Here is a 10,075-nt window from a genome sequence, read left to right on the forward strand (position 1 = left end):
TTTAATTAAAAAAACTTGACGTATAAATCCATATTTGATCTATTACTTATCTTTAGATGATGGAAAAATAATGGTGTCGTATTCTACAAAAAATATTGATCATTTAGGTTTGGTTGCTGGCATGAACAAAGTACTCCTGACCAGTGTGACGATAAGCTTATATTTTATAGTCAACTAGTTGAGGCTATGATCCTAAATGAATTAGGTTGCGTTGACCGCCTTTATACCCAAGCTACTTGGAAATGCATGATTTCAGCGGGAGTTTAAATATGTATCCACAATATTTAAAAGATCGCCCTGTTGAACGTCTTATCGGTGGAGATCAAAGCTGAGTATATTAATGACGATGCGCTAGAGCACCGATTAGTTTAAAATATAAACACCAGAAAAATCACACAGGCAAGGCGTATTAGTGAATGGAATAGTGGGCTATTTCGAGCTGATACAACGTAGCATGTGTGATTTTTGGCCATTCCCTGCGGGCGAGGCTAAAATTTCCGTATACTGCGTTAAATTTTCTTGATGGAGAATAACTAGACCTACAAAAATTTTCCTAGTCTACGAAAATTTAGGCTCTCGCTGGTGACTATATTTTAAACTGAACGGTGCTCTAGGTTGTTGCCTTGATAAACTTTATGAAACGGGCGTGTCAAACATCTATCAAACTTTATCGGCTAGTATTGTGAACACTTAGGCTTGCCATGCGAAAGCATTAATTTAGATTCGACCAGTATTCATGTTGATGGTAATTATGAGTATGATGAATAGCCAAACGGTTCAGTTAGTTCGAGGATATAGTCGTGATCATCGTCCAGAGTTGAATCAAGTTTGTACTTAACCTGATCGCTGAAAACAAAGCAGGTATCCCTATATACCCAAACCACTTCAAGATGCAGGATTCAGTTGGAATTAGAAATGCTTTAGGCAAGGCATTGATTGAAGAACATGGTTATTCCCTTTTCAAAATCAATAACGCTGCATAAAGTATTTATAAACCAACCTTACAGGGTGATAGTCAGTGCCATTATTTTTATTGAATTTAACTACCGCTTCAATCATATGTTATTCATATAAATCACTATCATCATTCAATCTTCCGTATAATTTTTTGAACCAATCAAAAGCTTTATTTAATGCCATGTCGATAGCTGAATAATGCAGCTCTTCAATTTCCATTAAAATACCTTTTTACAGTGATGAGTTGTATTAATTTAGGTTCATGCTTGGGTTTTAGGGTTTGTAAATGTATGATGTGGGGTTGGAGGTTAGATAACTCTGGCTACCCGTATTAGTTGCTAACCTTACCACATACACCAATTGAAACTTTATCTTAATAGCCAATGATCAGAATCATCTTGTTATCGACTGCTAGATGAACAACATGTTTATTGAATAGCGTTTTTACCCAGGTATTTGGCAATAAAAAAACCGCTTTCGCGGCTTTAAGTTTTTAAAAAGTGACTATCAATATTTTCGAACTATTCTCTTAATCCAAGGCATATGCTCAGAAACCCTGGCATATACACCCGGATACTGTGCTCTAGCACAACCTATCCCCCAACTAACAATTCCAATCTGTTGTCTATCAAACTCCTGTCCTACTATTAAAGGCCCGCCACTATCGCCACTACAGGAATCCTTATCTGGGGACGAGGCACATAACATGCCAGCTGTAATACCACCAGGTGCAGCAGCGCCGTAATTATTTCTACAGCGCTCATTACTCCAAACATTTATATTAACTTTTTGTAATGCATCAGGGGCAAGTCCGCCTTCACTCAACGCCCCCCATCCTGCAGCTGTTGCTGTGTAGCCTGTATATTGATTATAACCTTCCGCTAATTCTATAGGTTTAATATACTCAGAAAATATGACATCCTCTTCAAGCGTTAAAATTGCAACATCATTATGTAAAGTAGTTGAACTAAAGCCTTTATGCCTTATAACTCTTTTGACTCTAAAATTTCTTTGCCCTGAATCCTCTCTGCGCAAATGATGCGATCCTAATTCAACTCTAAGATTTTGGACATCGTGATGACTCATATGCGCAACACAATGCGCAGCCGTGAGTATATGTTTTTCATCTATAAGTGAACCACCACAAATCTGTTTTGATGCTGCCGCTATTGCAGATTAAAAAACGTATCAATGTGGCTTTAATTTTCCAAAAGACAAATGGTAGAGATACATTTTTAAGATTCAACAGTGATTTATTGTTCTCTCATAATATACCCAAGCTACTTGGAAATGCATGATTTCAGCGGGAGTTTATCAAGTGGCTTGGGTATATTCCCCTTAACATGCAAGCAAAGGTTACATTAACAATCCTGCCGTAACTATATATGCAACCCAACTACAGCAGCAATATATTGCAATCACTAAAGCATGCAACATTTATATTTTTCTATTGTATGGTGAAATTTATTTTAAACCCACGTCAAAATATAAATTTTTGAAACAATAGTTGTCAGATGCCTATACAGCGAAAACGCTTTTCAAAAGAAATTGTTCCCGACTATTTATCACGATTTAACCCTTGATATTCGCTAGTAGTTATTGTTAAATAAAGGAAAGTTATTTATACGGTGAAAGTATTTCAACAGAAGATTTTCACTTAATTAGTCATTCACACTACTGGGCGTACACAAGGCGATACTATCGGTGCAATTTTTGTACTGTGCTTCAAAATTGACCCAGAGCGCCGCGTTAAATTATATGAGTTGCCAATGAGATATTTATCGATATTTTTCATGTTAGTTATTTGCTCACCTCAAACATGGGCTGAAGTTACTTCGAAAGAATTATTCAAGACTATTAATGAACGTCTGAGCTATATGGAAGATGTTGCTTTATTCAAGGCACAAAAAAGCCTTCCCATTGAAAATATTGAACGAGAAAAAGTGGTGCTCGATCAAGCCAAAATATCCGCCCATATTAAAGGGCTTGACCCAGCTCATATCGAAGATTTTTTTAATGCACAAATCGCTGTAGCTAAGGCAATTCAATTTCGATATCGTGCAGATTTACTTTCGCAGCCTTCTGTTGTAAAACCAAAAGATCTGCAAAAAGAAGTTCGCCCAGCTTTACTTGACCTAGGCGATCAGATTATCAAACAAATAATGGCTTACATCAAAACTCATGGTTCAATTGATTCAACATTATTTTCAGAGTTTGATTCAAGTATCAACATAAAATACGTTACAACTTCAGATAAAAAGCTGTTATTTGGAGCCTTGCGGAAAGTTAAACTATTACCAGTAAAGTAATTTAATCAGTAACCCTTACCAGCCAATGGTTGCTGTTCTACTTGATACATTAACCGTTAAAACAGGCTATTTTGACACTAAAAAAGTGTATTTAGCGCTTTTTTAGTGAAATAAGCTGAGTTATTTTGATTGTATTATTCTTGATTGGCTGGCTCTAGAACAGATACTTGAACAGTACCAATACTTTTCAATATCAACTTTTAAATCTTAGGTGTCAAATGCAACTGACGCACCTAATAATGCGCGGTGATACCATTAAAAATCGGTTTAAGTTGCAAATTCATAAATTTTTCCATCAGGGTCCATCTATACCATGATACCTCAAAATGCGCGATTTCAGCGAGAATTAAACCGGATTTAGGTAAGGAATTAATTGAAGGTAATGGTTGTTCCCTTATCAAAATTAATAACGCCAGCAGCAGTTTTAATGATCTAATCTCAAATTGCTTATTTTTATGATCTAATAGCCTATATATTTATCACTATGTAAAAGAGACGGGTCAATATTAATCAGTTAATTAACGGAATTGGTATTATCTTACTTTCTACTTTAACTCACTTCTGATTTTTTTATTCCTAATAAAATTAATAATCAGTAAAATAATGAACCACCAGAACTTTGTTTTTCTTCAGGCTCAGGGGGCTCAGTAGTTGTGATTTCTTGGCTAAGCACTGAAGTTTGATGGTGTTCATCTGTCACTGTTAATGTCACAGTAAAGTTGCCCACATTTGTATAACTATGGTTTGTCGTAATGGAATCTGCATTAGTTGAATCGCCAAAATCCCCTCATCCAGTTGATGGAAAAATTAGTCAACTTGGTGATATTCTTGATGATCGATTGATCCAAGCAAAAGGTCATGATTTTAGTTTACAAACACTACTTGGTGGTGAAGAGAAAACAGCTGTACCTTTTCAGGGTCGTAAATTTGCAACTATACCCAAGCCACTTCAAGATGTGAGGTTCAGGACTGCTGAGCAATTCATGATCTAGGCGCATCTTTGCATTAATGGTTACTCCCTTAAAAAAAGATGGAACAACGAGCATGATTTGCTCAGAAGTCCCTGTAAGGTTGGTTTATAAATACTTTATGCAGCGTTATTGATTTTGAAAAGGGAATAACCATGTTCTTCAATCAATGCCTTGCCTAAAGCATTTCTAATTCCAACTGAATCCTGCATCTTGAAGTGGTTTGGGTATATACCTTTAGCCCCTAAAGATTATCACCGTATTCATATGCCTGTTGATGGTACTTTAAAGCAAATGATTTACGTATCAGGCGATTTATTCTCAGTTACCCCACTGACAGCGCAAAATGTGCCAAATTTATTTGCCAGAAATGAACGTGTCGTTGCTATTTTTGATACTGAAATTGGTCCACTTGCGATGGTGTTAGTTGGGGCAACGATTGTTGCTAGTATCGAAACTATTTGGTCAGGTACAGTGACACCTCCTGCAGGTAAAAAAATATTTAGCTGGGATTACCCAACAGAAGGTGATGATAAAATATGTTTGAAAAAAGGGGAGGAAATGGGGCGATTTAAACTTGGATCTACGGTTATTCTTGCTTGGTCACAGCAAGCGGCTGAGTTTTTAAAAGGTCAAAACCCAGAGACTGTGACGCGAATGGGACAGCCATTTGCTAAAATAACAAAATAGGCAATATTAAATAACAAATAGTGGGGATAATTCTACCCCACATTTCGTATCACTAGATCCTTATTTTCCTAATACCGAATAAAACAAATATTAAATAAAATAACGAACCTCCTGAGCTTTGCTTTTCTTCAGGTTCAGAAGTTGGTTCAGGGATAACAGCTTCAGACACTGTGACCTCTTTACTAATCGTTGATGTTTGATTATGTTCGTCTGTTACAGTTAACATTACAGAATAACTCCCTGTATTTTCATAACGATGCTCTGGGGTGATTGAATCTGAGTTATTTGAATCACCAAAATCCCACGCGTAAGTTAATGTTGCACTATCTATATCTGTCGTTGCTGAAGCGTCAAATTGGCAGGTTTTTTCTGTACAACTAGTCGTAAATTGAACATTTGGCTTTATTAACTCTGTGATATTTATATTGATAGTAGTTTCACCAATATAGCCCCATATATTATTTTCAACACGATGAATTAATTTATGTTCACCTAAACTGGCTAAGATAAATTCAGCCGTTTGACCTAAGGCTGCTCTTCCGTCTTCTAAATACCAATAATATGAAAAATCATCGTCTTTTTCTGTTGTTTCAAATTGACAAAATGCACCAGTGCAGCTAATGGAAGCTGTTGCAGAAGGTGTTTTTCCTTCTAGTTTTAAAGCAGAAACAGGGCCTGCTTGATTATTTTCATCAATTGCTTGGAAATAAATAACAGATGCATCTGAGTCAAAAAGTTCAACAGAGATCTGCTCGACACTTGAGTCAGCATCATTATCTGTAAATTGAGCTAACTGAGTATTATGCGCATTGGGGTATTCATTAATGCTATAGCTAACTGATTTTATATTTTGAGTAGGTTCAATACCGAGTTTATTGCTAAAGCGTGTATCTGTTGCCGTGGCTTCAACAATTAAACTCATACGATCTACCTGAGTTACTTTTAGCTCAGTAATATCAGGGCCTGATGTCATTAAGTAAGGGGCTTCAACCACTTTGGCCGCATAAATTAATGCTTTTAGATTATCTGGTTTTATTTTATTTTCATAGGTACTACATTGTTGAAAAAAAGCAGTGCCTAATTCAAAAGTAATGTGTGCTATGCCCAGTTCACCATAGGCTAAATTATCAGATGTTCCATCTGTAGGATATAAACCCACTGATTGATATGGCTCGTATCCATTAAAGTAGGCGAGTTTTCTTCCTAGTGCTTGTAGTCCTTTATTATTAGGTGCTATGGTTTCTGTATGGCCAAAAGGCCAAAGTATCAGTTCACTGTAGCTATGAATATCCAAATATAAACCTTTAGTATCAACAGGCGCAGCATCGGTATCTTTATCACCTCGTACATCGGGGTAAATTGAACGAACATAGTTCTCGATTGCAGATACTTCAGGTTCAGAGCCAGGAGCTGTACCTCTATAGGTTATATCGCATTCATTTCCGCTTGAACCTCCAGATACAGTATTCCAACCAAATGAAAAGTTTCGGTTCAAATCAACACCAACTTTCAATACATGGCAGTGATTTTCATTATTATTTTTTCGTTGATCAATACCTGATTCTGCTAGTTTTCTACCATCGGGATTGGTTTGAAATAAAATATGGATTTGATGGCGGTTTAAAATCCAATTGATATCAGGATCTGACTCAAAATTATTTAATAAGGTTTTTGCAAAATCTAATGTGAGTGCTGCTGTAGTATATTCTCTAGCATGCATTGCACTTTGTATGAATAAAATAGGCGGGTCTATTAACTCTTTATTGCCAATTTTCAAAACTTTTAAATCATAGCCATCGCCACCATTTTGTTTTTGCCAAGAGTCACCTATATCTATCCATTGTGTTAAATCTGGATATTGAGTTACGAGTTTATCAGCTTCAAAAAATGTTTCTTCTACGGTTTCATAACAGCTAAACCCTGGTATTCCAGAGTTTTGGTTATTCGTTTTTTGACTGTTATTTTTTATATTATTAAGCTTTTCTTGCCATTGATGAGTTGCAGGTGTGAGAGTTATGCCTTTACTTTTTAATAAGATAACTTCTTGTTCATTTAGCTCTAGTAATAAGCCGTTACTTTCACTGGCAAGTAAAGCATGATGGAAACTGATCTTAGTTTTTATTTCTTGTTGAGCGTCAGTAAATTTAGCGAGGTAAATAGATTGTGAGTTACTCGCTAAAGCCAGGGTAGAAGCGAATACTAAGCTACTTATTAATACCATTATAATTTCCTATTACTAAGATCTAAATACTAAGGTAATACTTTGGTTAAATTATGTCTATGGCATTATGTAAATATTTGTGAGGTTAGAGTCAGTAAAATAGAAATGTTTATAACAGTGAAAGACGAGTAATATTTATTGCTCGTCTTTAATATTTTAGATGTTGGTTAGAAAATAAAATCTTCGCTATCCAGTGCCATAATTGAGTCTGCACCGTTTAATATACATGCAACATGTCCTTTTGCTTTTGGTAGCATGCGTTGAAAATAGAATTGTGCAGTTTTAATTTTAGCTTGATAAAATTTAGTATCTTCAGAACATTCGGCTAGTTTCTGTTGTGCGGTTTTGGCCATACGTGCCCAAAAGTAAGCTAAAGTGACATAGCCTGAGAACATTAAATAATCAACCGATGCCGCACCGATTTCATCTGGATTGGCTATGGCTTTGGTGCCGATTGTTTGAGTAAGTTTTTGCCATTGTTCTAGATTTTTTAATATAGGTTCTACAAATTCAGTCATGTTTTCATCTGCTGAATTTTGTTGGCAGAATGGAATTACTTCTGCCGCAAATGCTTCTAATAGTTTTCCTTTAGAGCCTAATACTTTTCGTGCTAATAAATCGAGTGCTTGGATACCTGTGGTGCCTTCATATAAACAGCTTATTTTAGTATCACGCATGATTTGTTCCATACCCCACTCTTTAATAAAGCCGTGACCACCATAAACTTGTACGCCATGACTGGCACATTCCATACCCATCTCAGTTAAAAATGCCTTTGCGATGGGGGTTAATAAAGCGAGTTTGTCATTTGCTTGTGCTTTTACGGTTTGATCTTTTCCAGCATGCGTTGTATCAACCAACTGGCCTAAATAGCCAATTAAAGCACGACCGCCTTCGGCAATAGACTTTTGAGTGAGTAACATTCGACGTACATCTGGATGAACTATGATAGGATCTGCATTGCCTTCTGGATTTTTTACACCTGATAATGAGCGCATTTGTAATCTATCTTTTGCATAAGCAACAGAGCCTTGGAATGCAAGTTCTGCTGCAGCTACACCTTCCATTGCAACACCTAAACGCGCCGAATTCATAAAGGTAAACATGCAATTTAAACCACGATTTTCTTCACCTATTAAATAACCTTTTGCATTATCAAAGTTAATAACACATGTTGCGTTAGCATTGATCCCCATTTTATGTTCTATAGAGCCACAGGTGACTTGGTTACGATCTCCTTTTTGACCATTTTCATTGACATTAAATTTAGGTATGATAAATAGTGAAATACCTTTTACACCTGAAGGAGCATTTGGTGTTCGTGCTAAAACAATATGGACTATATTGTCAGATAAATCGTGCTCACCTGCTGAAATGAAAATTTTAGAACCTGTAATAGCATAAGAACCATCTTCATTAGGCTCGGCTTTTGAGCGCAACATGCCTAAATCTGTACCACAATGTGCTTCAGTTAAACACATAGTTCCCGTCCACTCTCCTGATACAAGATTAGACATAAACATTGTTTTTTGTAGTGCTGAACCATGATTTTCTAATGTGGCAATCGCACCATGGCTTAAACCGGGATACATAGCAAAACTATGATTTGCTGTAGACATCATTTCTGCAACAGCGTTATTAAGGGAGTGAGGAAGCCCCTGACCGCCAAAGTTTATATCTTGTGATAAAGTAGGCCAACCACCTTCTACATACTGATTATAAGCTTCTTTAAAACCATCTGGTGTAGTGACTTCTCCTTCATGCCATTTACAGCCTTGTTGATCGCCTATTTGATTTAATGGAGCGATGACTTGTTCAGTAAATTTACTCGCTTCACTTAAAATTGCATCGACCATATCTGGAGTCGCATCTTCAAAGCCTAGTTTTTTATAATGGATTTCGCAATTTAATAATTCTTGCATTACAAACTTAGTATCACGAAGCGGTGATTTATATTCTGGCATTGTTCTGTCTCCAAATAGAATTTATGAAATTATTGTAATTTACTGGTCGGATGAGTTCAAGTTGTTTTCGATTAAAGCATGAACGTAATAAAAATAAAAGTAAGAAATCAGTATTAATTGATAAAGGTAATCACATATTAGTCTGTTACATCAGGATAAAATGATCTTTACTAAAATAATTGTGTATCTTAAATTGCGCCCTGCTGATAGGTTTTAAATAAGGAAATTAGAAAAATATGAATAATAAAATTGGTTTTATTATTCATATTTTAATGGGCTTAACAGCGTGTGTGACAACTGGGTTAGCCTGTGATGACTATGTTGAGTCCCGTACTATCTCTCAAAAAGATGAGTAATGGTATGCATAATATGATCCTTTTGAAAGTTATGAATATTTAGATGATAAGGATTGTTCATTAATAGAGTAAGTAGGGCATAAAAAATTTGTTACATAGAAGCATTTCAATAAAATTGATTAAGGCTTTTTCGTGTAAGTAAAAGCCTCAAATTTAATGATTTTTAAAGTTTAAATTGATTAACACTTTCATTTAAGTCAGACGCTAAACTATTCAAATTACTGGCTTCACTTGCTAACTCATTTGCATGCTCTGAAGTATTGTTTACTAAGTCGTTAATTGCATTCAAGCTAGTATTAATATCTTCAGCAACTAAAGTTTGCTGTTCAGTCGCTGTGGCAATTTGATGGCTTTGGTCTTGTACAACTGTCACTGAATTACTAATAGCTGTTAGAGATGCCAATACATCTTGTGTTTGCGTAACTGAGCTTTCAGCTTGTTCTTTTCCTTCTAACATCATGGTTGAAGCTTGCTGCGCAATTTGCTGTAATTTTGTGATCATATTTCGAATATCATCGGTAGATTCTTGTGTTCTACTTGCAAGTGAGCGTACTTCATCTGCAACTACCGCAAAACCTCGGCCTTGTTCTCCGGCTCTAGCTGCTTCAAT

Annotated in this window: 6 protein-coding genes and 2 pseudogenes; 4 read left to right on the forward strand and 4 right to left on the reverse strand. The window is 36.0% G+C overall.

Features of this window, described 5'->3' with window-relative positions; all coding sequences use genetic code 11:
- Positions 1-684: 684 nt before the first annotated feature.
- A pseudogene (locus CJF42_RS28800) lies at positions 685-875 on the forward strand (IS1634-like element ISVa17 family transposase); the annotation flags it as partial.
- A 589-nt stretch (positions 876-1,464) separates the two neighbouring features.
- On the opposite strand, the gene CJF42_RS21860 reads toward CJF42_RS28800, so the two are convergent.
- The gene (locus CJF42_RS21860) at positions 1,465-2,127 is read right to left on the reverse strand and encodes a serine protease (protein ID WP_095368703.1); all 663 of its coding nucleotides are present in this window, start codon (positions 2,125-2,127) and stop codon (positions 1,465-1,467) included.
- Positions 2,128-2,726: 599 nt separating this feature from the next.
- Between CJF42_RS21860 and CJF42_RS21865 the strand changes: the two genes are divergently transcribed.
- The 3 genes and pseudogenes from CJF42_RS21865 to asd form a co-directional block, all read left to right on the forward strand.
- Positions 2,727-3,266, forward strand: coding sequence for a chorismate mutase (locus CJF42_RS21865; protein ID WP_095368704.1), 540 nt, complete (start codon positions 2,727-2,729; stop codon positions 3,264-3,266).
- Positions 3,267-4,018: 752 nt separating this feature from the next.
- Positions 4,019-4,258: a phosphatidylserine decarboxylase gene (locus CJF42_RS27710; protein ID WP_502694807.1), complete on the forward strand. Its 240-nt coding sequence runs from the start codon at positions 4,019-4,021 to the stop codon at positions 4,256-4,258.
- Between the two features lie 198 nt (positions 4,259-4,456).
- A pseudogene (gene asd, locus CJF42_RS21875) lies at positions 4,457-4,924 on the forward strand (archaetidylserine decarboxylase); the annotation flags it as partial.
- A gap of 52 nt (positions 4,925-4,976) precedes the next feature.
- Here the strand turns inward: asd and CJF42_RS21880 are convergent.
- The 3 genes from CJF42_RS21880 to CJF42_RS21890 all read right to left on the reverse strand — a co-directional run.
- Positions 4,977-7,145 carry a M14 family zinc carboxypeptidase gene (locus tag CJF42_RS21880; RefSeq protein ID WP_095368705.1) on the reverse strand — a complete coding sequence of 723 codons (2,169 nt, stop codon included), beginning with the start codon at positions 7,143-7,145 and terminating at the stop codon, positions 4,977-4,979.
- 167 nt (positions 7,146-7,312) lie between these two features.
- Positions 7,313-9,109 carry an acyl-CoA dehydrogenase C-terminal domain-containing protein gene (locus tag CJF42_RS21885; RefSeq protein WP_095368706.1) on the reverse strand — a complete coding sequence of 599 codons (1,797 nt, stop codon included), beginning with the start codon at positions 9,107-9,109 and terminating at the stop codon, positions 7,313-7,315.
- A gap of 519 nt (positions 9,110-9,628) precedes the next feature.
- Positions 9,629-10,075 (reverse strand): methyl-accepting chemotaxis protein (locus CJF42_RS21890; RefSeq protein WP_252097697.1); only part of this gene is annotated, 447 nt, incomplete at its 5' end.

Origin of the sequence: Pseudoalteromonas sp. NBT06-2, from assembly GCF_002276045.1 — a bacterium.
GTDB lineage: Bacteria > Pseudomonadota > Gammaproteobacteria > Enterobacterales > Alteromonadaceae > Pseudoalteromonas.

Coding starts and splice junctions, on each gene's coding strand:
- CJF42_RS21865 (WP_095368704.1), top strand. CDS start 2,727: ATGAGATATTTATCGATATTTTTCATGTTAGTTATTTGCTCACCTCAA.
- CJF42_RS27710 (WP_502694807.1), top strand. CDS start 4,019: ATGGAATCTGCATTAGTTGAATCGCCAAAATCCCCTCATCCAGTTGAT.
- CJF42_RS21880 (WP_095368705.1), bottom strand. CDS start 7,145: ATGGTATTAATAAGTAGCTTAGTATTCGCTTCTACCCTGGCTTTAGCG.
- CJF42_RS21885 (WP_095368706.1), bottom strand. CDS start 9,109: ATGCCAGAATATAAATCACCGCTTCGTGATACTAAGTTTGTAATGCAA.